The organism is Amaricoccus sp. B4, from assembly GCF_043226085.1.
Classification (GTDB): domain Bacteria; phylum Pseudomonadota; class Alphaproteobacteria; order Rhodobacterales; family Rhodobacteraceae; genus Amaricoccus.
In genome coordinates this window covers 3,710,852-3,736,193 of sequence record NZ_CP171225.1, presented here as the reverse complement: position 1 = coordinate 3,736,193, position 25,342 = coordinate 3,710,852, and the positions used below count along the sequence as shown (strand labels likewise).

At 68.4% G+C, this 25,342-nt stretch carries 25 protein-coding genes; 5 read left to right on the top strand and 20 right to left on the bottom strand.

What is annotated here, in order from left to right; genetic code table 11:
• Nucleotides 1–9: 9 nt before the first annotated feature.
• The 3 genes from ACF66B_RS17955 to rsmA are packed head-to-tail and all read left to right on the top strand — an operon-like array spanning nt 10 to nt 2,770.
• On the top strand, nt 10–933 hold the full coding sequence (locus tag ACF66B_RS17955; protein ID WP_111429628.1) for a peptidylprolyl isomerase: 924 nt from the start codon (nt 10–12) through the stop codon (nt 931–933).
• A complete protein-coding gene (gene pdxA / locus ACF66B_RS17950; RefSeq protein WP_111429629.1) occupies nt 930–1,922 on the top strand; it encodes a 4-hydroxythreonine-4-phosphate dehydrogenase PdxA in 993 nt (330 codons plus the stop codon). Before ACF66B_RS17955 ends, pdxA begins: the two co-directional genes overlap by 4 nt.
• Entirely contained in the window at nt 1,919–2,770 is an 852-nt protein-coding gene (gene rsmA, locus ACF66B_RS17945) for a 16S rRNA (adenine(1518)-N(6)/adenine(1519)-N(6))-dimethyltransferase RsmA (protein ID WP_111429630.1), read from the top strand. The genes pdxA and rsmA overlap by 4 nt, the downstream gene beginning before the upstream one ends.
• 21 nt (nt 2,771–2,791) lie before the next feature.
• On the opposite strand, the gene ACF66B_RS17940 is transcribed toward rsmA, so the two are convergent.
• The 16 genes from ACF66B_RS17940 to ACF66B_RS17865 form a co-directional block, all read right to left on the bottom strand.
• Nucleotides 2,792–3,622, bottom strand: coding sequence for a DUF4167 domain-containing protein (locus tag ACF66B_RS17940; protein ID WP_111429631.1), 831 nt, complete (start codon nt 3,620–3,622; stop codon nt 2,792–2,794).
• A gap of 211 nt (nt 3,623–3,833) precedes the next feature.
• Entirely contained in the window at nt 3,834–4,673 is an 840-nt protein-coding gene (gene prmC, locus ACF66B_RS17935) for a peptide chain release factor N(5)-glutamine methyltransferase (RefSeq protein ID WP_162683243.1), read from the bottom strand.
• Nucleotides 4,670–5,725, bottom strand: coding sequence for a peptide chain release factor 1 (gene prfA, locus ACF66B_RS17930; protein WP_111429632.1), 1,056 nt, complete (start codon nt 5,723–5,725; stop codon nt 4,670–4,672). Before prfA ends, prmC begins: the two co-directional genes overlap by 4 nt.
• A gap of 31 nt (nt 5,726–5,756) precedes the next feature.
• Complete coding sequence (locus ACF66B_RS17925) at nt 5,757–6,260, bottom strand: DUF1499 domain-containing protein (RefSeq protein ID WP_111429633.1); 504 nt, start codon at nt 6,258–6,260, stop codon at nt 5,757–5,759.
• A 9-nt stretch (nt 6,261–6,269) separates the two neighbouring features.
• A complete protein-coding gene (ispG, locus tag ACF66B_RS17920; RefSeq protein ID WP_111429634.1) occupies nt 6,270–7,406 on the bottom strand; it encodes a flavodoxin-dependent (E)-4-hydroxy-3-methylbut-2-enyl-diphosphate synthase in 1,137 nt (378 codons plus the stop codon).
• Between the two features lie 82 nt (nt 7,407–7,488).
• A complete protein-coding gene (locus tag ACF66B_RS17915; RefSeq protein ID WP_111429635.1) occupies nt 7,489–8,763 on the bottom strand; it encodes a helix-turn-helix domain-containing protein in 1,275 nt (424 codons plus the stop codon).
• Nucleotides 8,764–8,955: 192 nt separating this feature from the next.
• On the bottom strand, nt 8,956–9,465 hold the full coding sequence (locus tag ACF66B_RS17910; protein ID WP_111429636.1) for a MarR family winged helix-turn-helix transcriptional regulator: 510 nt from the start codon (nt 9,463–9,465) through the stop codon (nt 8,956–8,958).
• An 81-nt stretch (nt 9,466–9,546) separates the two neighbouring features.
• Nucleotides 9,547–9,804: a succinate dehydrogenase assembly factor 2 gene (locus ACF66B_RS17905; protein WP_111429637.1), complete on the bottom strand. Its 258-nt coding sequence runs from the start codon at nt 9,802–9,804 to the stop codon at nt 9,547–9,549.
• 93 nt (nt 9,805–9,897) lie between these two features.
• Nucleotides 9,898–10,770 (bottom strand): hypothetical protein, encoded by an 873-nt coding sequence (locus tag ACF66B_RS17900; RefSeq protein ID WP_111429638.1) that lies wholly within the window; start codon nt 10,768–10,770, stop codon nt 9,898–9,900.
• A gap of 205 nt (nt 10,771–10,975) precedes the next feature.
• Nucleotides 10,976–11,935: an oligopeptide/dipeptide ABC transporter ATP-binding protein gene (locus ACF66B_RS17895; RefSeq protein ID WP_111429639.1), complete on the bottom strand. Its 960-nt coding sequence runs from the start codon at nt 11,933–11,935 to the stop codon at nt 10,976–10,978.
• The gene (locus ACF66B_RS17890) at nt 11,932–13,806 is read right to left on the bottom strand and encodes a dipeptide/oligopeptide/nickel ABC transporter permease/ATP-binding protein (RefSeq protein ID WP_111429640.1); all 1,875 of its coding nucleotides are present in this window, start codon (nt 13,804–13,806) and stop codon (nt 11,932–11,934) included. The genes ACF66B_RS17895 and ACF66B_RS17890 overlap by 4 nt, the downstream gene beginning before the upstream one ends.
• A gap of 13 nt (nt 13,807–13,819) precedes the next feature.
• Nucleotides 13,820–14,767, bottom strand: a complete 948-nt coding sequence (locus ACF66B_RS17885; protein ID WP_111429641.1) for an ABC transporter permease — start codon at nt 14,765–14,767, stop codon at nt 13,820–13,822.
• A gap of 7 nt (nt 14,768–14,774) precedes the next feature.
• A complete protein-coding gene (locus ACF66B_RS17880) occupies nt 14,775–15,131 on the bottom strand; it encodes an MmcQ/YjbR family DNA-binding protein (RefSeq protein ID WP_111429642.1) in 357 nt (118 codons plus the stop codon).
• A gap of 7 nt (nt 15,132–15,138) precedes the next feature.
• Nucleotides 15,139–16,707, bottom strand: a complete 1,569-nt coding sequence (locus ACF66B_RS17875; protein WP_111429643.1) for an ABC transporter substrate-binding protein — start codon at nt 16,705–16,707, stop codon at nt 15,139–15,141.
• 63 nt (nt 16,708–16,770) lie between these two features.
• Nucleotides 16,771–17,463 carry an isochorismatase family cysteine hydrolase gene (locus ACF66B_RS17870; protein WP_111429644.1) on the bottom strand — a complete coding sequence of 231 codons (693 nt, stop codon included), beginning with the start codon at nt 17,461–17,463 and terminating at the stop codon, nt 16,771–16,773.
• Nucleotides 17,464–17,683: 220 nt separating this feature from the next.
• Nucleotides 17,684–18,559: a cation diffusion facilitator family transporter gene (locus ACF66B_RS17865; RefSeq protein ID WP_392664904.1), complete on the bottom strand. Its 876-nt coding sequence runs from the start codon at nt 18,557–18,559 to the stop codon at nt 17,684–17,686.
• A 250-nt stretch (nt 18,560–18,809) separates the two neighbouring features.
• Between ACF66B_RS17865 and aroQ the strand changes: the two genes are divergently transcribed.
• Both aroQ and ACF66B_RS17855 read left to right on the top strand, forming a co-directional pair.
• Complete coding sequence (gene aroQ, locus ACF66B_RS17860; protein WP_111429646.1) at nt 18,810–19,244, top strand: type II 3-dehydroquinate dehydratase; 435 nt, start codon at nt 18,810–18,812, stop codon at nt 19,242–19,244.
• A 181-nt stretch (nt 19,245–19,425) separates the two neighbouring features.
• A complete protein-coding gene (locus ACF66B_RS17855; RefSeq protein WP_111429647.1) occupies nt 19,426–21,417 on the top strand; it encodes a PhoX family phosphatase in 1,992 nt (663 codons plus the stop codon).
• 40 nt (nt 21,418–21,457) lie between these two features.
• Here the strand turns inward: ACF66B_RS17855 and ACF66B_RS17850 are convergent, their stop codons facing one another.
• The 4 genes from ACF66B_RS17850 to ACF66B_RS17835 are packed head-to-tail and all read right to left on the bottom strand — an operon-like array spanning nt 21,458 to nt 25,244.
• Nucleotides 21,458–22,201, bottom strand: coding sequence for an ABC transporter permease (locus ACF66B_RS17850; protein WP_111429648.1), 744 nt, complete (start codon nt 22,199–22,201; stop codon nt 21,458–21,460).
• Nucleotides 22,198–23,133 (bottom strand): ABC transporter ATP-binding protein, encoded by a 936-nt coding sequence (locus ACF66B_RS17845; protein WP_111429649.1) that lies wholly within the window; start codon nt 23,131–23,133, stop codon nt 22,198–22,200. The genes ACF66B_RS17850 and ACF66B_RS17845 overlap by 4 nt, the downstream gene beginning before the upstream one ends.
• Before the next feature lie 16 nt (nt 23,134–23,149).
• Nucleotides 23,150–24,322 carry an ABC transporter permease gene (locus tag ACF66B_RS17840; protein ID WP_392663481.1) on the bottom strand — a complete coding sequence of 391 codons (1,173 nt, stop codon included), beginning with the start codon at nt 24,320–24,322 and terminating at the stop codon, nt 23,150–23,152.
• A gap of 10 nt (nt 24,323–24,332) precedes the next feature.
• Nucleotides 24,333–25,244 carry an ABC transporter substrate-binding protein gene (locus tag ACF66B_RS17835; protein ID WP_111429650.1) on the bottom strand — a complete coding sequence of 304 codons (912 nt, stop codon included), beginning with the start codon at nt 25,242–25,244 and terminating at the stop codon, nt 24,333–24,335.
• Between the last annotated feature and the right edge of the window lie 98 nt (nt 25,245–25,342).

Genomic DNA, 25,342 nt, shown 5'->3' with positions numbered 1-25,342 from the left:
ATTTGGGGCATGAGTAAAGCAACGACGGCGCTGATCGCGATCTTCCTCTGGCTGGCGGCGCCGGTCTGGGCGGCGAATCCCTATGCGCCCACGCGCACCGTCAACGGCGCGGTCATCACCCAGTATGACATCGTGCAGCGGGCAAACCTGCTCGACGCCCTCGGCGCCGACGGCGATCTCCGCACGCTCGCGCTCGACCAGCTCACCGACGACAGGCTCAAGGTCCAGTCGGCCAGCCAGATCGGCTTCGAGCTGCCCGAGGATGCGGTGCTCGGCGGGATCGAGGAGTTCGCCGCCGCCCGTGGCATGACCATCGACGACGTGCTCCAGATCCTCGAGACCCGCAAGATCGACCGCCAGACGATGGACGATTTCGTCGAGGCCGGTCTCATCTGGCGCGAGGTGGTGACCGCCCGCTTCCGCAGCCGCGCCTTGCCGACCGACGCGGAGGTCGAGGCCGCCATCGCCATCGCCGACCGCACCCCGATCGAGGTCTATCACCTCGCCGAGATCTCCCTGCCCTATGCCGAGCGCGGCCAGCCGGCGACGCTCCAGCTTGCCGAGGAGATCACCCAGGACCTCGCCTTCGGCGCCAGCTTCGAGGATGCCGCCCGGCAGTTCAGCCGCAGCGCCTCGGCCGCGAACGGCGGCGCCATCCCGCCGATGCCGCTCGAAGGCATGCCGCCGCCCCTGCGCGCCACCGTGCAGAACCTCCGCCCCGGCCAGGTCAGCCGCCCGGTCGAGATCACCGGCGGTGTTGCCATCCTCAAGCTCATCTCCATCGGCAAGGAGCTGCCGAAACGCGATCCGGAGATGACCGATTTCGACCGCAAGGAAGCCATGCGCCGCAAGATCTTCAGCGAACGCATCACCGCGTTCGGTGAAGGCTACCTGCAGGAACTGAAGACAGACGCGCTGATCGTGGATCAATGAAACCAGTTGCACTTACGCTCGGCGATCCGGCCGGAATCGGCTGCGAGATCACGCTCAAGGCATGGAAGGCGCTGCGCGAGGAGCTGTGCTTCTTCCTGATCGGCGACCTTGCCCATGTCGCGCACATGGCCCAGGCCCAGAACGTGCCGGTCACGCCGATCCAGTCCCCGGCCGAAGCCCCCGCGGCCATGCAGCAGGGCCTGCCGGTCCTGAAGCACGCGCTGCCACACGCCGCCCCCGCCGGCCGCCCGGACCCGGCCAACGCCGCTGCCGTCATCGAGATCATCCGCCGCGGGGTCGATCTCGTGCGCCGGGGCGAGGCCAGCGCGCTCTGCACCAATCCGATCAACAAGAAGGCGCTGCAATCGGGGGCGGGCTTCGCCTTTCCCGGCCATACCGAATTTCTCGCCCATCTCAGCAACGCGCCGCTGCCGGTGATGATGCTGGCCTCGCCTCTCCTGCGCGTGGTGCCGGTGACGATCCACATCCCCATCGCGGAGGTGCCGCGCCAGCTCACCGCGGATCTGCTCGAGGCCACCGTCCGCGTGACGCATGCAGCACTGCGCGCCGATTTCGGCATCGAGGACCCGCGCATCGCCATCGCCGGGCTCAACCCGCACGCGGGCGAACAGGGCGCCATCGGCCAGGAGGAGCGCACGGTGATCCGCCCCGCGCTCGACCGGCTCGAGGCCGACGGCCTCAACGTCACCGGCCCCTTCGCCGCCGACACGATGTTCCACCCGGTGGCGCGGCGGAACTACGACGTCGCGCTCTGCATGTATCACGATCAGGCCCTGATCCCGATCAAGACGCTCGATTTCGACGGCGGCGTCAATGTGACCCTCGGGCTCGACTTCATCCGCACCTCACCCGATCACGGCACCGCCTACGACATCGCGGGAACCGGCACCGCGAGCCCCTCGAGCCTGATCGCCGCGCTGCGGCTCGCCGCCGAGCTCGGCGCCCGGCGCGCGGCCCGGGCCACATGAGCGGCACGCTCGACGCCCTGCCGCCGCTCCGCGAGGTGATCGCCGCGCATGCCCTTTCGGCGCGCAAGGCCCTGGGCCAGAACTTCCTGCTCGATCTCAACCTCACCGCCAAGATCGCCCGGCGCGCCGGCGATCTCTCGGCCTGCGACGTGCTCGAGATCGGGCCAGGCCCCGGCGGTCTCACCCGCGGCCTGCTGAGCGAGGGCGCGCGGCACGTGGTTGCGATCGAGCGTGACGCCCGCTGCCTGCCGGCGCTGGCCGAGATTTCCGAGGCTGCACCCGGACGGCTCACGGTGATCGAGGGCGATGCGCTCGAGGTCGATCCGCGGCCGCATCTGACGCCACCGGTGCGGATCGTGGCGAACCTGCCCTACAATGTCGGCACCGAACTGCTGGTGCGCTGGCTGACCCCGCCCGTCTGGCCGCCGTTCTGGACGAGCCTCACGCTGATGTTCCAGAAGGAGGTCGCGGAGCGGATCGTCGCGCAGCCGGGCTCGAAGACCTACGGGCGGCTCGCGATTCTCGCGCAGTGGCGGGCCAACCCCCGCATCGTGCTGGAAATTCCCGCCCGCGCCTTCACGCCGCCGCCGAAGGTGACAAGCGCGGTCGTGCATCTCGAACGCCTTGATGCGCCGCGCTACCCGGCCGATCCGGCCGTGCTCTCGCGCGTGGTCGCCCTGGCCTTCGGCCAGCGGCGGAAGATGCTGCGCGCGAGCCTCAAGCCGCTCGGGCCGCATCTCGAAGACATGCTGACGGCTGTGGGGATTGCACCGACCGAGCGGGCCGAACAGGTGTCGCTCGAGGCCTGGTGTGCGCTCGCCCGCAAGGTCGCGGGCGAGACGGAATGATCTGAAAAAACCGCGCGGGCTTCAGTCGGCGGCTGCAGCCGTGGCCTGCTCGCCGCTGTCGGGCTCCGCGGCGCGCGGCTTGCGGCGCGTGCGGCGCTTCGGGGCCGGCGCGGCTTCCGCGGCGGTCTCGGGCTGCGCGGCCTCGGCTGCGGGCTGCTGTTCCGCCACGGGCGCCTGTTCGGGCGCGGCATCGCTGCCGCCCTGCTCCGGTGCGGCTGCCGCATTGGCGGTTTCCACCGGGGCTGCGGGGGGCGGTGCATTTTCCTCGGCCACCCGAGCCTGCGGCTGCGGTTCCGGCCGCGGCGCCTCGGCCGTGATGCGCGCCTTGCGCTCGCTGCGGCTTTCCGGCGTCTCGACCGGGCCCGACGCGTCGTCGTAATCGCCGGTATCGATCGTGGTCAGGCCGGAGTCATCGGACTCCTGCCCGTCGTTGCTGTCCTGACCGGACGAACGGCGCTCGTTGTGATTGTTGTTGTTATTATTGTTGCCGTTGCCGTTGTTCTGGTTGTTGTAGTTGTTGTTATTGTTGTCGTCGCGGCGGGACGAATTGTCGCGCGACTGATCCTGGGTCTGGCGCTGTTCCTGAACCTGGCGCTGCGCCTCGCCGAGCAGACGGCTGTAATGCTCCGCGTGCTGAAGGAAACTCTCCGCGGCAACGCGGTCTCCGGCAAGCTGCGCATCGCGGGCAAGCACGTTGTACTTGTCGATGATCTGCTGCGGCGTGCCACGCACCTTCCCATCGGGCCCGGCGCTGTCGAAGACACGGTTGATGATATTGCCAACGCTACGGCGCTGGCCTTGGCTGCCGTTGCTCGACTTGTTCCGGGAACGTGATTTGTTAGATGCTCTCATGCCTACGGATTTCCGCCATATTTCGGGCTTATGTGACCGTCCGCCGCGCCTGAAGAGGGGGGCGCTGACCAGACGGTCGGAAGCGTCAATACACTTTGCGGGACCGCCATGCGGCGCGGTAGATACACGCGCTCTGCCAGCGGAACACCGTCAGTCTATAACCCGCCCGGCAGGAAAGACAAGCGCAAAACCCGGTCGGACAGGGCCGCATTTAGCGAGAAATTTCCACAGATCGGGCTTTGCCACCCATATCGAGGTGCAAACGCACATTTTCGAACCCAACTTCGCGCATCAACGCGGGCACGCTCTCGCCCTGGTCGGCACCGATCTCGAAGAGCGCCCGCCCACCCGGCGCAAGGCAGGCGCCGATCCCCGCGGCGATGATGCGGTAGCTCTCGAGCCCTGTCACACCCGGGCTCAGCGCCATCCTCGGCTCCCACTCGCGCACATCCCGGTCGAGCCCCTCGAGATCGGCCGCCGGAATGTAGGGCGGATTGCAGACGATGAGATCAAACCGCTCCGCAAGCCCCGTGCACCAGTCGCCGGGGCGAAGCTCCGCCCGCGCCGCCACGCCGAGCCGCCGGGCATTGCGCGCGGCAACTTCGAGCGCCGCCGGGCTCGCGTCGATCCCGAGACCCGTCGCCTCGGGCCACTCGGCCAGCAGCGTGAGCAGAAGCGCGCCGCTCCCGGTGCCGAGATCGAGGATGCGGGCCGGTTTCGCGCCCTCGAGCGCCAGGGCGATCAGGGTCTCGGTCTCCGGGCGCGGGTCGAGCACATCGCCCGTCACCTCGAAATCGCGCCCCCAGAAGAGCCGCCGCCCGAGGATCTGCGCCACCGGCCGGAAGCGGACACGCTCCCCCACCATCCGCGCGAAGGCCTCTGCCGCTGGCGGCGCGAGATCGTCCATGCCGTGAAGCGTGAGCCGGCCCGGTTCGATGCCGAGCGCCGCACTCATCAGAAGCCGCGCATCGCGCCCCGGATCGGGCACGCCCGCCGCCGTGAGCTGCGCCGCCCCTGCCCGCAGCGCCGCCCCGACGCTTCCGGGCGTCACGAGCCGAGCTCGGCCAGCCGCTCCGCCTGATCGGCGGTCACCAGCCCCTCGATCACCTCGTCGAGATCGCCCTGCATCACCTGATCGAGCTTGTAGAGCGTGAGGCCGATGCGGTGATCGGTCAGCCGGCCCTGGGGGAAATTGTAGGTCCGGATGCGCTCCGAGCGATCGCCCGTGCCCACCTGCCCCTTGCGCTCGGCCGCCCGCGCGCTGTCCTGCCGCTGGCGCTCCATGTCGTAGAGCCGCGCGCGCAGCACCTGCATCGCCCGCGCCCGGTTCTGGTGCTGCGACTTCTCCGAGGAGGTCACCACGATCCCGGTCGGAAGGTGGGTGATCCGCACCGCCGAGTCGGTGGTGTTCACATGCTGCCCGCCCGCCCCGGAGGCGCGCATCGTGTCGATGCGGATATCCGAGGTGGGAATGTCGATATCGACCTCCTCCGCCTCCGGCAGCACCGCGACGGTCGCCGCCGAGGTGTGGATCCGCCCGCCCGATTCCGTCACCGGCACCCGCTGAACCCGGTGCACGCCGGATTCGAACTTGAGCTGCGAGAAGACCCCCTCGCCGCCGATCTCGGCCACGAGTTCCTTCACGCCCCCGAGCTCGGTCGCCGTCTCCTCGACCAGCGTCCAGCGCCAGCCGCGCCGCTCGGCGAGCCGCTGATACATCCGCGCGAGATCGCCGGCGAAGAGCGCTGCCTCCTCGCCGCCGGTGCCGGCCCGGATCTCGAGGATCGCCGAGCGCGAATCCGCCGCGTCCTTCGGCAGCAGCGCGAGCTTCAGCCCGTGCTCCGCCTCCGGCAACTCGGCCTCGATGCGCGCGATCTCTTCCTCGGCGAGCGCCTTCATCTCCGGATCGGCCAGCAGCCGCCGCGCCTCCTCCGCCTCGCGCGCCAGCGCCTGATAGGTGTCGATCTGCTCGACGACCGGTTTCAGCTCGGCATATTCGCGCGAGAGCGCGGCGAGATCGGCCACCGCCGCGCCTTCGTTCAGCCGCGCTTCGAGAAACTCGTAGCGGCCTTTGATCTGGGTGAGTCTTTCCAAGGGAACCATGGCGGGGATTTCGGGGATCGCGCGCGCCCGGTCAAGGGTCTCTGGCATGTGGCAGCGGCAGCGCGTCGAGCCAGGCCCGCACCCGCGCCGCGTTCACGCCGAAATCGGACCAGCCGTAGCGCGCGCGGGAATAGACCGCGAGGCTGGACCGCCCGTCGCCGAGATCGACAACCCAGACGGAAATATAGTCGGGAAACTGAAACACCCGGCTGCGCTGGACATAGGTCATCCAGAACTCCGCCGGTTCGCCGGCAACGCGCTCCGTGCGCGGCTGCGCGCGCGCCATCGCATCGAAGGCCCCGGCGAGTTCGGCGGCGGAAGCGATGAAGACCGGAGACACCATGTCTTCGTCCGGCGCGTCAAATCCCTCCGGTATGGTGCGGAAGTCGTTCGACTTTCCGGTCCCCGGCACATTGGTCGGATCGGCGTGCCAGCGCATCGGGTCGCTCGGCGCGACGCGGATGGCGATGGCCGCGGCAATCGCCCCGGCCGCGAACAAGGCGAGCAGCAGGGCGGCCAGGATCAGAATGCGCACGGCCCCGGGCTACTCGGCAGCCTGGCCTGCGGTCTCCGCAGCCTCGGCCTCGATCTCGGCTGCACGCTTCTCGACCAGCTCGACGATATGATCGACCATGCCCGCGTTGCCGAGCTTGTGGTGCTGCTTGCCGGCCAGATAGACCATGCCCGAACCGGCGCCGCCGCCGGTGAAGCCCACATCGGTCATCAGCGCCTCGCCCGGCCCGTTCACCACGCAGCCGATGATCGAGAGCGACATCGGCGTCTTGATGTGCTCGAGCCGCTTCTCGAGGATCTCCACCGTCCTGATGACGTCGAACCCCTGCCGCGCACAGGACGGGCACGAGATGATGTTGACGCCGCGATGGCGCAGCCCGAGCGATTTCAGGATCTCGTAGCCGACCTTCACCTCCTCGACCGGATCGGCCGAGAGGCTCACGCGGATCGTGTCGCCGATCCCCATCCAGAGCAGGTTACCGAGCCCGATCGCGGACTTGATGGTGCCCGACATGAGCCCGCCCGCTTCGGTGATGCCGAGATGGATCGGCGCATCCGTCGCATCGGCCAGCGCCTGATAGGCGGCGGCGGCGAGGAAGACATCCGAAGCCTTCACCGAGATCTTGAACTCGTGAAAGTCGTTGTCCTCCAGGATGCGGATATGCTCGAGCCCGCTCTCGACCATGGCCTCGGGACAGGGCTCGCCGTATTTCTCCAGCAGATGCCGCTCGAGCGAGCCCGCATTCACCCCGATCCGCATGGAGCAATTGTGGTCGCGCGCGGCCTTGATGACCTCGCGCACGCGGTCCGGGCTGCCGATGTTGCCGGGATTGATCCGAAGGCAGGCCGCGCCCGCCTCCGCCGCCTCGATGCCGCGGCGGTAGTGGAAATGGATATCCGCGACGATCGGCACCGGGCTCTCGCGCACGATCTCCTTCAGCGCCTTGCTCGAGGCCTCGTCGGGCACCGAGACGCGCACGATATCGGCGCCCGCTTCCGCCGCGCGCTGCACCTGGTCGATGGTGCCCTTGATATCGGTCGTCAGCGTGTTGGTCATCGTCTGCACGCTGATCGGCGCATCGCCGCCCACGGGGACGGACCCGACATGGATCTGCCGCGACGTGCGCCGGATGATGTCCCGCCAGGGACGAACGGGATTGTGTGTCATGAGGAGTTCCGCGAGCCTCGAGCCTTGCTTGCCCGGAACCTAGTTCACAAGTGCCCGCTTGTCACCCCGGCCCGCGCCCCGCTCACTGGATCGCGACGGGCGCACCCGTCGGGCTCTGGCGCACGATGCCCGGCCCGATCGACTGGCTGATGACCTCGGGGATGTCGCTCACCACCGGAAACTGCGCCACGACGGCCGTCGGATCGAGCGAGATGTCGCGCACGGCACGGGTGCCGCTGCCGAGCGGTCCGCGCAGCGCATCGCCGAGCTGGACATAGACCGAGCCGGAATTGCCCGCCCAGATCAGCGGCGCGCCCACGCCTTCGGGCGGCGTGTAGCTCTCGCCCTTCTCCAGGATGCGCTCGAAGATGATGGTGCCGTTGTCGAGATAGACCCGGATCCAGGCCGCGCGCTCGGCGATCACCGAGAGCGGCATGTCGCCCCCAGCGGCAGCCTGCACTGCACCCTCGCCCTCCGCCGCTCCGGCGGCCGCCGCCTCCTCGGAATAGACCGCCTGAACCAGCGGCGCGACGACGCTCGGCGTCATCTCCACCGGTTCGAGCTTGGCGCCGGCGGAAAGCCCGGCATCGCCAAGCCGGATCGGGGCGAGATCGTCGGGGTTGATGGCGGCAATCGGCCCGTCGCGCGGCGCGAGGATCGGCACCTCGAGCTCCTGCTGCCGGTAGAGATCGGCGAGCGAGGTGGCGGCCACCGGGCTTGCGAGATCGGCAAAGGCCGCATCGGCGCCGTCGGTGATCTCGGGCGCCTCGATCGCATTCATGTCGGACTGCGCCAGCGGCAGATCCTCGACCGGCGCGAACTGCACCCGCTGGATGTTCTGGAGCACCGTCCAGCCGCCATAGCCCAGCCCCGCGATCAGCAGGAGCAGCACGAGAAGCGAGCCGATGGCGGAGAGCTGCACGTCAGAGAACATCCCGCGACGCGGCTCGCTCAGCGGAAATTTCGGCTGGAAAGCCAGCGCGGCGGCGGATTTTCCCGCCTTCTGCCCCGGTGTCTGACCGGACCTTCCCTGTGCCTGCTGCGGGCGGGCGGCCGCGCTCGCGGGGCCGTAGGAAAACCCGTGCTCGGCGCAGAACCGGCGATAGACCTCGACGGGGTCGAGATCGAGATAGCGCGCGTAGGAGCGGATATACCCCGGAATGAAACTGGGATTGGGGAAGGCGGAGAGATCACCGTCCTCGATCGCCGCGATATAATTTGCCTGAATGCGCAGATCACGCTGCACATCGAGGAGCGTCTTGCCCTTGGTGGCACGCTCCCCTCTCAATTCGTCGCCCAGCGCAAACTCGCAGGTTTGCGTCACATCACCGGACGAATGACGATCCTCGTGTTCCATGGATCCGCCTCAAGACCCCGCCGCTCACTGCTCTGCTCGCACCGACCCTCAACGAATCACACGCAACGGAGTCGACTGTTTTTTGTGACTCTATCACGGTGTGCAGGGGTTTGGCAGATAGGCCCGGCAAGGTGTTCGCCTTCAGGATGAGTTTCCTGCACAACTGTTGCGCAGGCGCCGTATTTTCCGAAATCAGTAGATGTAGCGGATCTGATCGGTCCAGTAGCGTTCCATGCGCCGCAGGCTCGCATTGATGTCGGCAAGCTGCACGTTGCCGGTCACATCCTTGCTCAGGATGCCCTCGGCATGGCGCTGGAACAGCTCGGCGACGATCCCGCGGATGTGCTGGCCCTTGTCGGTGAGCCGCACCCGGACCGCGCGACGGTCCACCGCGCATTTCTGGTGGTGCATGTAGCCGCAATCGACGAGCTTCTTGAGGTTGTAGGAGACGTTCGAGCCCTGGTAATAGCCGCGCGTCTTCAGTTCTCCCGCCGTCACCTCGTTGTCGCCGATATTGAACAGCAGCAGAGCCTGCACCGCATTTATGTCGATGATACCGAGCCGCTCGAATTCGTCCTTGATGACATCGAGCAGCAACCGGTGCAGACGCTCGACCATGGAAAGCGTCTCGAGATAGGCGACGAGAAAATCCTCGCTGGGCGAGGAGTCTTCCACGCGCGCCACTTCGGCATGCATACTCATGGTGTCTCTCCGGATAATCCTTACTCGCCCGAACACTTGCTCAAAATCTTCTACAAGTCGTTAAGGAGCGCCCGGGATACCTTATATGTGGTGGTGTGCGCGGATCTTGCCCATGATCTCCGCGTGTTCCCCGGGCGTTGGCGCCTTTCCGCTCAACCATTTATACAAGTCCTGATCGTTTTCCGCCAGCAAGGCCTCGTAGATGTCGAGCTCGCGATCGCTCAGCTCCGTGAGGCGCGCATCCGAGAACGGACCGAGAATCAGGTCCATTTCCTTCGTCCCGCGCCGCCAGCTGCGCATCCTGATCCGCTTGAGACGGGCCTCTGCCGCATCCACCATCGCTCATTCCCTCCATCCGCGGCCCCGCCCCGGTGCGGGCGCGGCCATGCGCGGCGCAGTTTCGCGATATTCGCGCCGCATGCAAGGCGACGCTCAAGAGCCCTGCCCCGTCACCATCCGCCCCCGTTCGTCGACATAGAAGCCGAAGATGTCGACGGCGTGGCGGCGCAGCTCGATATCCTGAAAGATCGGCCGGTGATGCGCCTTCTTCAGCAGGTATTCCCAGCGGCTTTCGACATTGAGCGCGCGCCCGTCGGGGCGGGGCTGCGAGAGCTTGCGAAGGTAACGCGCCGGGTTCCGCGCCAGCCGTTTGAGGAAATCAGTCGAGAAGTAGCGCCCGGCGTTGCCGAGGATCTCGCCATAGCTCGGGCGGTAGCCGTCGAAGGAGCTGCCGCCACCGTTGCGCGGCACATCCGACAGGCTCGCCTCGGAATAGCTGCCGCCGAAAACCTCGCAGAGCGCCATGCGATACGCCTGGTCGCGGAACCAGCGATTGAAGATCACCGTCGTCGCCTCGGAATTGCTCGCCCGCGCCGCCATCTGCTTCCAGTTCTCGAGAAACTGGTCGAGCCGCGGCGAGGAGGTCAGCGGCGCGCCGTCCTCATGCGCCTTCGCCCGGCTCGCCCAGCAATTGTAGGGATCGCGCAGCACATAGACGATGTGGCAGTCGTAGCCGGGGAAATCCTCCGGCCGCAGGAAGGCCACATCCTCGAGCAGCGCGCCCGACGCGCCGCGGCGGCGGGAATCCTCGAAGGAACAGACGATGCAGTCGATCTGCTCGCGTGCCATCAGCGCGGCGCGATTGGTCTCGTGCGAGAAGAAATCGAACGGCAGGTCGTTCAGATGCTCGCTGCTCCGGAAGAGCGAGCCGAGCCAGCCGATCACCGCGTGATTGCCGGATCTCTGCAAACCCACGAGCTGGATGATGACACGACGCCTGTCCGGCTGAAGTCCCTCTATCGTCATGGCGATGCCCTGTTTTCTAACGCCTCGGCATTCCAATCGGATACGGATACGGCCACAGCAGGAGGCTTCCCCCAAGCGCGGAACATGTATCTGCATCGTTTGGAAATTTTTTTTCTCTGTACTTTTTTACCACGGTTAACGAACCGTGTCATACACTTTTAACGGGTATTTCCGCAGCGTCACTCAGCGCGCGAATTTCCGCCTTTCAGAGCGGATGCAGGCAGGCCGCGGCCCGTCCCCCGCCCATCGGCCGGAGCGGCGGCGGCGCGGCACGGCAGTCGGCCTCGGCCCGCGGGCAGCGCGCGGCAAAGGCGCAGCCCGGCGGCGGCGCATAGGGATCGGGCAGCTCCTGCGCCTCGCCGGCGGGCGGGGAAAGCGGCCGCCCCACCTGCGGCGCGGAGGCCGCGAGCAGCGCGGTATAGGGGTGCCGCGGCCGGGCGAAGATCTCCGCCGCCGGGCCGGTCTCGACCAGACGCCCGAAATAGAGCACCGCGATGCGCTCGCTCACCGCCTCCACCACCGCGAGATCGTGGGAGATGAAGAGATAGGTGAGATCGAGCCGCGCGCGCAGGTCCGCAAGCAGGTTCAGCACCTGTGCCTGCACCGAGACATCGAGCGCCGAGACCGGCTCGTCGAGCACCAGGATGCGCGGCTCGGCGGCCAGCGCGCGGGCGATGCCGATGCGCTGCGCCTGCCCGCCCGAGAACTCGTGCGGATACCGGTCAAGAAACTCTGCGCGCAGGTTGACCGCATCGAGCAGCTCGGAAATCCGGGCCCGGCGGCCCGGCGCATCGAGCCCGGCGAGATGGCGGAGCGGCGCCTCGAGGATCTGGCGGATGGTCTTGCGCGGGTTGAGCGAGGCGATCGGGTCCTGAAACACATACTGGATCAGCCGCCCGAAGGCCGCCGGATCGCCGATCTGTTCTGAAAGGTCGCGGCCCGCGATCTCGATCCGCCCCGCCGTCGGCAGCGAGAGCCCCACCAGCATCCGGGCGAGCGTGGACTTGCCGCAGCCCGACTCCCCGACGATGCCGAGCGTCTCGCCCCGCGCGACCCGGAGGCTCACGTCCTCGACCGCATGCACCGCGGGTCTTGCCCGCCCCAGAAGGCTGCGCCCGCCGCCGAAGGTCTTCGACAGCCCCTCCACCTGCAAGGCCGCGCTCATGCCGGCACCTCCTCGGGAAAGAGGCAGCGCACGGCCCGATCGCCGCTGCCCTCCAGTGCGATCTGCCCCGTGCGGCAGCGCTCCGCTGCCTTGTCGCAGCGCGGCGCGAAGGCACAGCCCTCGGGCAGCGCATCGACCGGCGGTGGCAGACCGGGGATGGCCTCCAGCCGCCGCCGGCCCGCGCCGATCTCCGGCACGCAGGCGATCAGCCGCCGGGTGTAGGGATGGCGCGGCGCGGCGAGCACCTCCGCCGTCGGCCCGGTCTCCACGATCCGGCCGGCATACATCACCGCCACCCGGTCGCAGAGCTGCGAGACCACGCCGAAATCATGGGTGATGAAGAGAAGCGAGAGCCCGCGCTCGCGCCGGAGCCCGTCGAGAATGGCAAGGATGCCCGCCTGCACCGTCACGTCGAGCGCCGTGGTCGGCTCGTCGGCGATGACAAGCTCGGGATCGTTCACCAGCGCGAGCGCAATGCCGACCCGCTGACGCATGCCGCCCGACAGCTCGTGCGGATAGCTCCGCGCCCGCGCCGCGGCGTTGGGGATCTGCACCCGCTCGAGCATTGCCACCGCCCGCGCCCAGGCCGCCCGCCGCGGCACCGGCGCATGCGCCCGGATCGCCTCGACGAGCTGATCGCCGACACGAAGGAGCGGGTGGAGCGTGCCGAGCGGGTCCTGAAAGATGTAGCTCACGCGCGCGCCCCGGATCCGCCGCAGCGCCTCGGGCTTCATCGCGAGCGTGTCCTCTCCGCCGATCCGCACCGCACCCGCGGTGATGACACCCGGCGGCGAGGCGACGAGGCGCAGGAGCGAAAGCGCCGTTACCGATTTCCCCGAGCCCGACTCGCCGATCAGCCCGAGGCATTCGCCCGGCGCGATGGCGAGATCGACGCCCCCCACCGCGCGATAGACCCGCGCGCCGACCTGAAACTCCGTCTCGAGCCCCTCGACCGCCAGAAGCGGCCCGGCCCCGGCGCCCGCGGCCGGCGTCGCGGCCTTTCGCCGCACCTCCGTCGCCGCCGCGGGCCGCGACAGCGCCCCGGAGCGCAGCCGCGGATCGAGCGCGTCGCGCACCCCGTCGCCGAGCAGGTTCACGCTCATCACGATGAGAAAGATCATCACGCCCGGCACGATCGAGGCATGCGGCGCGGTGATGAGCAGCTTCCGCCCCTCCCCCAGCATCGAGCCGAGATCGGCCTGCGGCGGCTGCGAGCCGAGCCCGAGGAAAGACAGCCCCGCCGTCTCGAGGATCATCCAGCCGATGGTCGTGGACATCGCGATCACGATCACCGGCAGCACGTTGGGCAGGATCTCGGTGAAGACCAGCCGCGCCCCGCTCTTGCCCGAAAGCCGCGCGGCATCGACGAATTCCCGGTGCGCGAGCCCCACGGTCACGCCACGGATGTTGCGGGCGAAGAACGGCACGTTCACCGCCGCCACCGCATAGAGCGCATTGACGAGCCCGGGGCCCAGCACCGCGACGATGGCAAGCGCCAGCAGGATGTAGGGAAAGGCCATCAGCATGTCGATGCCGCGCATCAGCAGGTTGTCGATCCGCCCGCCGCGGAAGCCCGCAATGATCCCGATGGTCGAGCCGATCGCCGCCGCGATCACCGCCGCCGCGATGCCGACCGCGAGGCTCAGCCGCGTGCCCCAGATCAGCCGCGACAACAGATCGCGCCCGAGATGATCCGTCCCGAGCAGCGCTCCCGCCGAGAACGGCGGCTTCAGCCGCTCGGCCGGCGCCGTCAGGTCCGGGTCCGGCAGAGGCAGCAGCGGCGCGAGGAGCGCCACCACCACCACCGCGCAGAGCACGATCCCCCCGAAGGCCGCCAGCCGGTTGCGCCAGATGAGGCGGAGCGTCGTCATCGCCGCCCCCCGCTCACGTCTGCACCCGCGGGTCGAGCCAGGTCTGCGCCAGATCGGCCAGCAGGTTGAAGAGCACATAGCTCGCCGCCACGACCAGCACGCCCCCCTGCACCAGCAGCACGTCCCGCGTCGAGATCGCCGTCACCAGCATGCCCCCCACGCCCGGCCACTGGAACACCGTCTCGATATAGACCGCCCCTCCGAGCACGAACCCCGCCTGCACCCCGATCACCGGAATGATCGCGACCAGCGCGGCGCGGAAGGCATGACCATAGAGCACCCGCCCCTCGCCCAGCCCCTTGGCGCGCGCCGTGCGGATGAAATCCTGCCGCAGCACCTCGAGCATCGCCGAGCGGGTGAGCCGCGCGATCACCCCTGTCGCCACCACCGCAAGCGTCGTCGCCGGCAGCACCAGATGCGCCGCGAGATCCCCGAGCCCCCCGCCGCCGTAGATCGCCTGCATCCCCGAGGCCGGCAGCCAGCGCAGCCGCACCGCAAAGAGCAGGATCAGCAGGAGCCCGAGCCAGAAGGACGGGATCGAGATCCCCACCAGCACCACGAAGGTCAGCACCCTGTCGACGAGCCCGTATTGCCGCGCCGCCGTCCAGATCCCGATCAGCAGCCCGAAGACCGTGCAGAGCACCAGCGCCGCGCCCGCCAGCACCAGCGTCGCCGAGAACCGCTCCAGCACCTCGTCGAGCACCGGCCGGTTGAGGCTGTAGGACCGCCCGAGATCGCCATGGGCGAGATTGCCGAGCCAGATGAAATACTGCTCGACCAGGGGCCGGTCCAACCCGAGCTCACGGTTCAGCCGCGCGACATTCTCGGGCGTCGCATAGGAGCCGAGGATCGCAGTCGCCGGATCGCCCGGGATCATCGCCATGATCGCGAAGACGATCACCGTGAGCCCGAGAAGCACCGGCACCAGCGCAAGAAGCCGCCTGATCGTGTAGCCCAGCATCCCCGCCCTACTCCAGCGCCGCCGCGAGCCGCTTCGGCGCCGTCATCCGGTAGCTCTGCCGGATGCGCGCCTCCACGTCCGCCCAGTCCGGCGCCTCCGCCTCCGCCCCGTCGAGCCGGATGCCGATCCAGCCGCGATGCCCGACATAGGGCGGTCGGAAGAAGCGTGCGGGATCGGCCGCGACCAGCACCTCCTGCGCTCCCTCCGGAGCCTTGAGCCAGACCGAAAGCCGCCCGTCGCCCCGTTTCGGCATCGCAAAGATCCTGTCCCGCACTCGGAAGGTCGGGTCGCCCCAGGCCTCCTTCTCGGTGGCCTCGGGCAGCGCGAGACAGATCCCGCGCAGCAGGCCGAGCGCATCCGCCATCCCGGCCTCAGCCCTTGGTCACGTCTTTGAGCAGCAGGAAGAACGAGGGCTGGAGCGCGAAGCCCGACACGCTCTCCGCCGTCGCCGCATTTTGCTTCCAGTTGGCGACGAAGGCCCAGGGCGCATCGTCATGCACGATCACCTGCATCTCCTTGTAGAGCTTCGCCCGCTCCGCCTCGTCGGTCGAGACCCGTGCCGCCTCGAGCAGCTTGTCGACCTCCGGATTGGAGTAGTAGCCGGAGTTGAACCCGCCCTCGTCCGGCCAGGCGCCGGTGCGGAGCGCGAGATAGGGCAGCGTGTCCGGATCGTTGGTCATCCAGGCCATTTCGGCCATGTCCGCCTTGCCCTCGAGGCCGGGATTGACCTCCGCGAGGAAGGTGTTCCACTCGTAGGTCTCGATCTTCACGTCGAGCCCCACCTTGGCGAGATCGGCCTGGATCGCCGCGCCCATCGGGATCGGATCGAGCATCCCCGAACCGCCCTCGGTCACATAGAATGTCACCTCCGCGCCCTCGGCCCCCGCCTCCTTGAGGAGGGCGGCGGCCTTCTCCGGATCGAAGGGATAGGGCGCCACATCGGCATTGTAGGCCCAGGCGAAGGCGGGCGGGATCGGCCCGGCGGCGACATCCGCCGTGCCCTGCAGCACGTTCTCGACCAGCGACTGCTTGTCGATGGCGTAGTTCACCGCCTGGCGCACCCGCTTGTCGGCCATCGGGCCGTCCTTGGTGTTGAGGATCAGGAACCAGAGGTGCGGCCCGGCCTGCTCGTGCATCTCGAAGCCGTTGCCGTCGAAGGTCGCGACATTGTCGGGCGGCACCTCGACCATCAGATCGATCCCGCCCGAAAGCATCTCCGCCACCCGGGTGTTGGCATCCGTCAGCGGCCGGAACACCACCGCGTCGAGCCCGGGCGTGCCGTCCCAGTAGTCCTCGTTGCGGGTGAGCACCACCTTGGCATTCGCGTCCCACTCCTCGAACCTGTAGGGCCCGGTGCCGACGGGATGCCGCCCGAAATCCTTGCCATGTTCCTTGACCGCCGCGGGCGAGACGATCAGCCCCGGCGTATAGGCGAGGTTCGAGAGAAACGGCGCATAGGGCTCGGAGAGATGAAAGGCGACCGTGTCGGCGTCCACCACCTCGACCTCCTCGACCGTCGAGAAGAAGAACGAGAGCGGGAAGGGCCCGGTGTCGTGATAGGGATTGTCCTCGTCGAGCATGCGGTCGAAGTTGAACTTCACCGCCTCGGCATCGAGCGGCGTGCCGTCATGGAACGTCACCCCGTCGCGCAGATCGAAGGTGTAGTCCGTGCCGTCCTCGCTTACCTCCCAGCTCTCGGCAAGCGCGGGCTCGACCTCGAGCGTGCCGTCCTTGTAGCGCACGAGCCCGTCGTAGACATTCATCACGATGCGGAAATCGTTCGCCGCCGTCACCGCATGCGGGTCGAGCGATTTCGGCTCGGCGATCTGGCCCACGATGAGAACGCCCGGCGGGGTCTGCGCCTCCGCCAGCGGCGCCGCGGCCATCAGGGCAGCAAGACAGACCGCCAGTCGCCGGGTCCGGTTTCGGGTTGGGCGCATGTCGTCCTCCTCGAATGGTGCGCAAGGGCGGGGCGGCGCGCCGGGCGCGTCCCCCCGCGGGGATCAGGGCGTCATCAGCGCCAGCAGCTCGTCATGGCGCATGACATGGCAGTAGATCATGTTGAGGATCGCGAGTTCCTGCGTGTGCAGCTCCATCGTCCCCGCCGCGCAGCAGTCCTCGACCACCACGACATGAAAACTCTCGTCCGCAAGGCTCCGCACCGTCGAGGACACGCACTGATCGGTGAAGATCCCGGCACAGATCACCGTCCGGATCCCCATGTTGGCGAGGACAAGCCGGAGGTTCGTGCCGGTGAGCGCGCTGTCGGTGGTCTTCGTGACCACGATCTCGTCCGCCTCCGGCGCCAGCTCCGGCACGAGCTGCGAGGGCTCCTCGCGAAACGGCAGCAGCAGATGGTTCCAGCCCGGCATCTTCTGGCTGAGCGAGCGGTCCCGCCCGTCGGTCTTGAGACAGGCGATGCGGGCAAAGGTGCATTCGACCCCGAGCCCGCGGCAGGCCGCAAGCAGCCTCGCGGTGTTCGGGATCACCGTGCCGGTCATCCGGTCGTGAAACGGCGTCCAGGCATCATAGGTCTCGCGCTCCGCCATCGAGAGCATCTCCCGGTCCGGGCGGTCGAGATAGACGTTCTGCACATCGATGACGAGAAGCGCGGTCGTGCCGGGGTCGAGGGGCGGCGGAACCGGATCCGGCGCCCCGGCATAGTAGAACGAGCGGTTGCGTTGTTTCCAATCCATGGACGTCCCCTGCCGTGCCGGCCCACTCTAGCGGCAGGAGATCGAGCCGCAAGGCATTATCCCGCCCGGCGAGTATCCCCGCGCGCTCCGGCCCGCGCGGCGGCAAAAAGGGTGTTCATACTGGCAGAAACCCTATCGGGCAGGAACGGGGCCCCGCCAACAGGCGGGGGAAAATGCAGCCCGGCCAACAGGCCGGTCCGCCTGCAAGGCCGCCGCAGGCTCAGTGCGCCGTGCCGTGGCCGATCACCGCCGCGCCGGAGCAGGCATGGCCCGGGCTCTCGAATTCGAGCGTCGCATGCGCGATGCCGAACCGCTCGCTTATCCCGGTCTTGATCGCCGCCCGGATGCGGTCGGACTCGCTCCAGACGCCGGGCTCGATCACCAGATGCGCCTCGAGCGCCGCCTCGTGCTCCTGCATCTGCCAGAGATGCAGGTGATGCACGCTCCGCACGCCATCGACCCCGCGCAGCTCCGCCAGAACCTCCTCGACCGCGATCCCCGGAGGGCTCCCGAGCATGAGGATGCGGATCACCCCCCCGATCTCCGCGAAGGACTGCCAGAGGATGTAGCCCGCGATCATCAGTGTCACCGCCGGATCGATCAGCCGCCAGTCGTAGAGCAGGATCAGCGTGCCGGCGAAGATCACCGCCACCGAGCCCAGCGCGTCCGCGACATTGTGGAGAAAGGCCGCACGGATGTTCACGCTGCTCTTCGAGAGCGAATAGGTGAGCAGCGCCGTGACGAGATCGATCACCAGCGCCGCGCCCGCGATCCAGACAACGATCCAGCCATCGACCGGCTCGGGCGCGAAGAAGCGCCCGACGGCCTCGGCCGCAAGGTAAAGCCCGATCACGATCAGCGTCGTGTAGTTCACCAGCGCGGCCACCACCTCCGCGCGGGCATAGCCGAAGGTCATCTGCGCGTCCGCCGGGCGCCGCGCGATCTTGCGGGCAAAGAAGGCGATGACGAGCGAGAGCGCGTCCGAGAGATTGTGGATCGCATCCGCGATCAGCGCGAGGCTGCCAGAGACCACCCCGCCGATGATCTGGGCGACCGTCAGCAACAGGTTGACCCCGACGGCCAGCGCGACCCGCATGTCGCCCGCCTCGGGATCGACATGGTGATGATGATGGTGGTGATGGTGCCCGCCCAAGCCGCTGCCTCTCTGCCTTCGACCGCCGAAACCGCACCCTCGCCTCCTGCGCGCACCTTGGCAAGACCGCCCCGGCCGCGCGCCGCGCTGGCCGGAAATCGTATGCATGGGATGTGCATGGTTCGTGCATGGGTTGTGCAAGCCCCTCACATGGGCATAGCTACCCCCATTCCGCTGCGATCGAGGCCCCGACATGACCCGGACCATCTACATCCTCAACGGCCCGAACCTGAACCTGCTCGGGAAACGCGAGCCCGAGATCTACGGCCACGCCACCCTCGCCGACGTCGAGGCCAACTGCCGCACCGCCTGCGCCGAAGGCTTCACGGTCCGCCTGCTGCAGTCCAACCACGAGGGCGAGATCATCGACTGGATTCACGAGGCCCGCAACGCCGCCTGCGGCATCGTCATCAACCCCGCTGCCTATACCCACACCTCCGTCGCGATCCTCGATGCGCTCAACGCCTTCGAGGGCCCGGTGATCGAGGTTCATATCTCGAACGTCCACAAACGCGAGGCTTTCCGGCACAAGTCCTACGTGAGCCTGCGCGCCGACGGGGTCATCGCCGGGCTCGGAATCGAAGGCTACGAGGCCGCCGTCCGCCGGATCTGCGCGCTGCTCGGCTGAAGGTCGGGCGGCCCGCGTTCACGGCTTCTTGTACTCCGCCGTTTCGTCGCATTCCTGTCATCCACGGCCCCTAAGAGGTCGGGCGCCCCTTCCTCCGGGAGGGCGGCCAGCCAACGTGGCCATGCGTGTCCACGACGAGCCAGACGCAGCCGTAGCAACGCAGACCAGTGAGATATACCGGATGACCGACACTTCGCACCCGCGCGCCATCTTCAGAACACGCCAGCTCGAGGAAGCCGCAGGCGACGGCCACAACCCGACCGCAAACCCCACCATGGGCGAGATCATCGCCGCCCGCTTCTCGCGCCGGAGCTTCCTCAAGGGCTCCATGGCCGCGACCGCGATCTCGGCAACCGTCGCCCCGCTCGCGCTTGTCGCCGCCGATCGCGCGCGCGCCGACACCGCGCAGGGCTCGCGCTTCGGCTTCACCGAGCTCGAAGCGGGCGTCGATGCCGACCATCATGTCGCTGACGGCTACTCGGCCGATGTCCTGCTCCGCTGGGGCGATCCGGTCTTCGCCGACTCCCCGGCCTTCGATCCGGCGAACCAGACCCCGGAAGCCCAAGCCCGCCAGTTCGGCTACAACAACGATTTCATCGGCTACATCCCGATCGACGGCTCCTCCGAGCATGGCCTTCTGGTGGTGAACCACGAATACACCAACGAACACCTGATGTTTCCGGGCGTCGTGACGGTCGAGAACGGCGAGATGGTCGTGGCTCCGGCCGACCGGAACCGTGTCGATGTCGAGATGGCCGCCCATGGCGGCACGATCATCGAGATCGCGAAGCGCGACGGCAAGTGGCAGCCGGTGCTCGACGGCCCGCTCAACCGCCGCATCACCACGATGACGCCGATGGAAGTCACCGGCCCGGCCGCCGGCAGCCCCCGCCTCCGGACCGTCGCCGATCCGACCGGCACCGCGGTTTTCGGCACACTCAACAACTGCGCCGGCGGCGTCACGCCCTGGGGCACCTACGTGATGTCCGAGGAGAACTTCCACGGCTACTTCATGGGCACCCTGCCCGAAGGCCATCCGGAAGCCGCGAACTACGAGCGCTATGGCGTGCCGAACGAGAGCTATGAATGGGGCCGTTTCCACGACCGTTTCGACCTCTCGAAGGAGCCCAACGAGCCCAACCGCTTCGGCTGGGTGGTCGAGGTCGACGTGATGGACCCGACCTCCACGCCTAAGAAGCGCACCGCGCTCGGCCGCTTCAAGCATGAGGGCGCCGAGAGCATTGTCGCGCCCGACGGCCGCGTCGTCTTTTACCTCGGCGACGACGAGCGCTTCGACTATGTCTACAAGTTCGTGACCGCGGGCGCCTACAACCCCGATGACCGCGACGCGAACCGCGATCTTCTCGACGACGGCACGCTCTACGTCGCGCGCTTTGACGAGGAAGGCAGCATGGAGTGGCTGCCGCTCGTCTTCGGCGAAGGCCCGCTCACTGCGGAGAACGGCTTTGCCTCGCAGGCCGACGTGCTCATCGAAACCCGCCGCGCCGCCGACCTGCTTGGCGCGACCCCGATGGACCGCCCCGAGGACATCGAGCCCAACAGCTCGAACGGCCGCGTCTACGTGATGCTCACCAACAACACCAAGCGCACAGAGGCGAACGCGGCAAACCCGCGCGTCGATAACGCCTTCGGCCACATCATCGAGATCGCCGAGGAAAACGGCGATTTCGCGGCGACGACGGGCACGTGGGAAATCCTGCTCAAATGCGGGGATCCCTCGGTCGCGGACGTCGGGGCGACCTTCTCGACCGAAACCACCTCGAACGGCTGGTTCGGCATGCCCGACAACTGCTCGGTCGACAGCGAGGGCCGGCTCTGGGTCGCGACCGACGGCAATTCGCCCTCCGATACCGGCCGTACCGACGGGCTCTGGGCCGTCGATACCGAAGGGGATGCCCGCGGCACCTCCAAGCTCTTCTACCGCGTGCCGGTGGGCGCCGAGATGTGCGGCCCGCGCCCGACGCCGGACCTCGCGACCTTCTTCGTCGCGGTCCAGCATCCGGGCGATGGCGGCGAGGACTGGGAGGAGTTCGGCCGGGTTTCCTACTACGAGGATCTCTCGACCCGCTGGCCGGATTTCGACGATGCGATGCCGGTGCGGCCTGCGGTCGTCGCAATCACCCGGATCGACGGCGGCCCCATCGGCAGCTGAGTCTGCGCCCCGGCGGAGCGCCACCGCTCCGCCAACGGCCTCATCTCGCGGCGTGCCCGGCCCGGCGCGCCGCACGCCGTTCGGCCCAGGAGAAGGCATCATGCGCCAGCACCGCCATCGCGCCGACGACGAGGCCGCCCTGCAGGATGAAGGCGGGATTGTTCGAGAGCAGCCCCGCGATGATGACCTCGCCCAGCGTGCGCGCCGCGACAGTCGAGCCGATGGTGGCCGTGGAGATCGAGATCACCGTTGCGATGCGGATGCCCGCGAGAATGAGCGGCAGCGCCAGCGGCAGCTCAACGCGCAGGAGCCGCTGCCGCCCCGTCATGCCACTGCCCCGAGCGGCTTCCTCCACCGCCGGATCGAGGCCGGAAAGGCCGGTGAGCGTGTTCTCGAAGATCGGCAGCAGCCCGTAGAGCAGCAGCGCGACAAAGGTCGGCGCCGGGCCGAAACCGAGCGCCGGCACGGTGAGGGCGAGCACCGCAATCGGCGGAAAGGTCTGGCCGATATTGGCGATGGCGCGGGACAGCGGCAGGAAATCGGTGCCCGAGGGCCGCGTCACGAGAATGGCGAAGCCGACCGCCACGAGGCTCGCGGCGGAAACCGCCGCGGCCACCAGCGCGACATGGTTGAGCGCAAGCGAAAGCAGATCGCCTTGCGTGTAGATCGCGGGAGCATCGTTGCGGGTGAATGGCGCAAAGACCGGCGCAAAGGCCGTCGGCCGGGCCAGAAAGGCCAGGAGAAGCCCGACGAGCGCCAGCCGGATAAGGCGTCCTCCCGTCATCGCGGCCCCGCCGCACGGGCAAGCAGCGCCGAGAGCCGGACCTGGCCCAAGGGCGCGCCCTCCCGCAGGACGGGGGCCGCTTCCCGCCCCGACCAGAGCAGTTCGGAGACCGCGTCGCGGGCGGATGCCGCGGCGTCGATCGGCGTCCCCTCCGCCGTGCCCGGCTCGGCAACCTCGCCGGTCGAGATCAGCGACAGCATGCGGTAGGGCCGCTCGCCCGCGCCGACGAGCGCGCCGACGAACTCCGTGGCGGGCCGCGCGATGATCTCCGCGGGCGGGGCGTATTGCAGCAGGCGGCCCTCGTCCATCACCGCGATCGCATCGCCCAGCCGGATCGCCTCGTCCATGTCATGGGTCACGAGCACGATGGTGGTACCGATGCGGCGCTGGATCGCGGCGAGATCGTCCTGGGCCTTGAGCCGGATCACCGGATCGAGCGCGCCGAAGGGCTCGTCCATCAGCAGGACGCCCGGCTCGCCCGCGAGCGCACGCGCCACCCCCACCCGCTGCTGCTGGCCGCCCGAGAGCTCGTGGGGCATCCGGTCGCGGTATTCCGCCGGATCGAGCTGGAAGAGCTCGAGCAGCTCCCCGACACGCGCCGCGATGCGGGCCCGGTCCCAGCCCAGAAGCTCGGGGACGGTGCCGATGTTTTCCGCCACGGTGCGATGGGGGAAGAGCCCGTGACCCTGGATTGCGTAGCCGATGCGGCGGCGCAGGACATGCGGCGGAAGCGCCCGGGTATCCTCGCCATCGATGCGGATGGCGCCGGAGCTCGGCTCGACAAGCCGGTTTATCATCCTGAGGAGTGTGGTCTTGCCCGAGCCGGAGGTGCCGACGATGGCCGCGACCCGGCCTGTTTCCACGGTCAGCGACACGGCATCGACCACGGTGGTCTCGCCATAGGTCTTGGTGATGGCATCGATCTCGATCATGGCGCGGTCCTCCCGGTCATCGCGGCGCCCTGCCTCCGCTCCATTCGACGAGCGCATCGAGCAGGACGGCGGCGGCGAAGGCAAGGATCACCGTCGGCAGCGCGCCGAGCAGGATGAGATCGGTCGCGGTCTGGCCCATGCCCTGAAAGACAAACACGCCGAACCCGCCGCCGCCGATCAGCGCGGCGATGGTGGCAAGACCGATATTCTGCACGAGCACGATGCGGATGCCGGTCAGGATCACCGGAAAGGCAAGCGGCAGTTCGACGCGGAAAAGACGCTGGCGTGGGGTCATTCCCATGCCGGTCGCCGCATCGCGCACCTGGCCCGGCACGCCCTCGAGCCCCGCCACGGTGTTCGAGACGACCGGCAGCAGCGAATAGGCGAAGAGCGCCACCAGCGCCGGCGCCGCGCCGATGCCCGAGATGCCGATGTCCGACGCACCCGGCACATGCGCCGCCACCCAGGCGAGCGGCGCGATCAGGAGGCCGAAAAGCGCGATGGAGGGAATGGTCTGGATGATGTTGAGCCCGTTCAGGATCGGCCCGCGCAGCCGCGCCCGCCGCTGGCAGAAGATCCCGAGCGGGATGCCCGCGAGCGCCGCGGCGCCGAGCGAACCGAAGGCCAGCGCCACATGCCGCCGCCCTTCGCGCCAGAAGGCCTCCGCCCGGCTGCCGTATTCCTTGATGAGCGAGAGATCGTCCCAGAGGCCGGAGGCGGCAAACCCGAGCAGGACGGCAAGCGCCAGCGCGAGCAGCGCGACCCTGAGGAGCGGCCGGGGCCGGAGGCGCGTGAGGCTGTCGGCGGCAAGGAGGAGGAGCGCGAAGAGCAGGAGCCAGAAGCCGGAGGCGGGCGAAACCCGCGCATAAGGATTGTCATCGGGCGTGAGATGCCCGCCTGCGAGCCCGATGCCCGCCAGCAGCCCCGTCAGCACCGCACAGGCGACCGCAAGCCGCCAGGCGGGCGGGGGCGGCAGGAGCGCCACCGCGGCGGCAAGCGCGAGCCCGGCAAGAAGCAGCGCGGCTCCACCCCCGCCGAGCGCGGCCGGCAGGGCGTGCGGCACGCCAGGCAGGATGCGGTTCGGGCTGAGGCTCGCGAAGGGCAGCAACGCTGCGCCCGCGAGCAGAAGCGCGATCAGGAGCCCCATCCGGTCAAGCCGGAGGAGGCGGGCGGAGGCGGAGGCGCGCACCGGCCCGGGGTTACTTCAGGAAGCCGTTCGTGGAGAGAAAGTCCTTGGCGACGGCTGCGGCGGGTTCGCCACCCACCTGCACCCGGCCGTTGAGCTCCTGAAGGGTCACGAGGTCGAGCTTGCCGAAGACGGGCGCGAGCAGATCCGCGATTTCGGGATGCTCGGTGAGGACCTGGCCGCGGATGATCGGCGCGGGCTCGTAGACCGGCTGCACCCCCTGATCGTCGGCCATTACCGTGAGCCCCGAGGGAACGATGCCGCCGTCGGTACCGTAGACCATCGCGGCATTGACCCCGCTCGTGCCGCGCGCCGCCGCGGCGATGGTTGCGGCCGTGTCGCCACCCGAGAGAATGACGAGCTGGTTGGGCTTGAGGCTGAAGTCGTAGACTTCCTGGAACGCAGGAAGGGCCGCCGGCGAATTCACGAACTCGGCGGACGCCGCGAGCTTCAGGTCGCCGCCGTCGGAGACGAACATGCCGACCTCGGTCATGGTCTTCAGCGCATTTTCCATCGCGTAATCGGCCCGGAGCGCGATGGCCCAGGTGTTGTTGGCGGGCGCGGGGGCAAGCCAGATGATGTCGTTGGCTTCCTTGTCGAGCTCGGCGGCGCGCTCGTATCCGGCCTGCGCGTCCTTCCAGACCTCACTGTCGGCTTCGTTGAAGAAGAAGGCGGCGTTGCCGGTGTATTCGGGATAGATGTCGATCTCGCCCGCAAGGATCGCCTCGCGCACGATGGGCGTGCCGCCGAGCTGGAGCCGGTTTTCGGTCTCGATACCGTTCGCATCGAGCACCTCGAGGATGATGTTGCCGAGCACGCCACCTTCGGTGTCGATCTTAGACGAGACGACAACCTGGGCCGATGCGCCCGAGGCGAAGATCGCAAGCGCCGACGCCAGACCAAGAACGGTCCCAATCCCTGTCATGAAGTTTCTCCCGGTTCCGGTAGCCGCAGAGCCCCCGGCCCCGCCTTAGAGGGCATAATAGCCCGGGAGACACGGCTGTCGACCCGCGAGGCCCGATC

What these genes read in the sequence shown, in the direction of transcription:
- ACF66B_RS17895 (WP_111429639.1), bottom strand. Translation starts at nt 11,935, where the DNA reads ATGAGCGCGGCCTTGCAGGTGGAGGGGCTGTCGAAGACCTTCGGCGGC.
- ACF66B_RS17890 (WP_111429640.1), bottom strand. Translation starts at nt 13,806, where the DNA reads ATGACGACGCTCCGCCTCATCTGGCGCAACCGGCTGGCGGCCTTCGGG.
- aroQ (WP_111429646.1), top strand. Translation starts at nt 18,810, where the DNA reads ATGACCCGGACCATCTACATCCTCAACGGCCCGAACCTGAACCTGCTC.
- ACF66B_RS17835 (WP_111429650.1), bottom strand. Translation starts at nt 25,244, where the DNA reads ATGACAGGGATTGGGACCGTTCTTGGTCTGGCGTCGGCGCTTGCGATC.
- ACF66B_RS17900 (WP_111429638.1), bottom strand. Translation starts at nt 10,770, where the DNA reads ATGACGATAGAGGGACTTCAGCCGGACAGGCGTCGTGTCATCATCCAG.
- ACF66B_RS17910 (WP_111429636.1), bottom strand. Translation starts at nt 9,465, where the DNA reads ATGAGTATGCATGCCGAAGTGGCGCGCGTGGAAGACTCCTCGCCCAGC.
- ACF66B_RS17855 (WP_111429647.1), top strand. Translation starts at nt 19,426, where the DNA reads ATGACCGACACTTCGCACCCGCGCGCCATCTTCAGAACACGCCAGCTC.
- ACF66B_RS17940 (WP_111429631.1), bottom strand. Translation starts at nt 3,622, where the DNA reads ATGAGAGCATCTAACAAATCACGTTCCCGGAACAAGTCGAGCAACGGC.
- ACF66B_RS17845 (WP_111429649.1), bottom strand. Translation starts at nt 23,133, where the DNA reads ATGATCGAGATCGATGCCATCACCAAGACCTATGGCGAGACCACCGTG.
- ACF66B_RS17870 (WP_111429644.1), bottom strand. Translation starts at nt 17,463, where the DNA reads ATGGATTGGAAACAACGCAACCGCTCGTTCTACTATGCCGGGGCGCCG.
- ACF66B_RS17880 (WP_111429642.1), bottom strand. Translation starts at nt 15,131, where the DNA reads ATGGCGGATGCGCTCGGCCTGCTGCGCGGGATCTGTCTCGCGCTGCCC.
- ispG (WP_111429634.1), bottom strand. Translation starts at nt 7,406, where the DNA reads ATGACACACAATCCCGTTCGTCCCTGGCGGGACATCATCCGGCGCACG.
- prfA (WP_111429632.1), bottom strand. Translation starts at nt 5,725, where the DNA reads ATGGTTCCCTTGGAAAGACTCACCCAGATCAAAGGCCGCTACGAGTTT.
- pdxA (WP_111429629.1), top strand. Translation starts at nt 930, where the DNA reads ATGAAACCAGTTGCACTTACGCTCGGCGATCCGGCCGGAATCGGCTGC.
- ACF66B_RS17915 (WP_111429635.1), bottom strand. Translation starts at nt 8,763, where the DNA reads ATGGAACACGAGGATCGTCATTCGTCCGGTGATGTGACGCAAACCTGC.
- rsmA (WP_111429630.1), top strand. Translation starts at nt 1,919, where the DNA reads ATGAGCGGCACGCTCGACGCCCTGCCGCCGCTCCGCGAGGTGATCGCC.
- ACF66B_RS17850 (WP_111429648.1), bottom strand. Translation starts at nt 22,201, where the DNA reads ATGACGGGAGGACGCCTTATCCGGCTGGCGCTCGTCGGGCTTCTCCTG.
- ACF66B_RS17875 (WP_111429643.1), bottom strand. Translation starts at nt 16,707, where the DNA reads ATGCGCCCAACCCGAAACCGGACCCGGCGACTGGCGGTCTGTCTTGCT.
- ACF66B_RS17885 (WP_111429641.1), bottom strand. Translation starts at nt 14,767, where the DNA reads ATGCTGGGCTACACGATCAGGCGGCTTCTTGCGCTGGTGCCGGTGCTT.
- ACF66B_RS17955 (WP_111429628.1), top strand. Translation starts at nt 10, where the DNA reads ATGAGTAAAGCAACGACGGCGCTGATCGCGATCTTCCTCTGGCTGGCG.
- ACF66B_RS17905 (WP_111429637.1), bottom strand. Translation starts at nt 9,804, where the DNA reads ATGGTGGATGCGGCAGAGGCCCGTCTCAAGCGGATCAGGATGCGCAGC.
- ACF66B_RS17865 (WP_392664904.1), bottom strand. Translation starts at nt 18,559, where the DNA reads ATGCGGGTCGCGCTGGCCGTCGGGGTCAACCTGTTGCTGACGGTCGCC.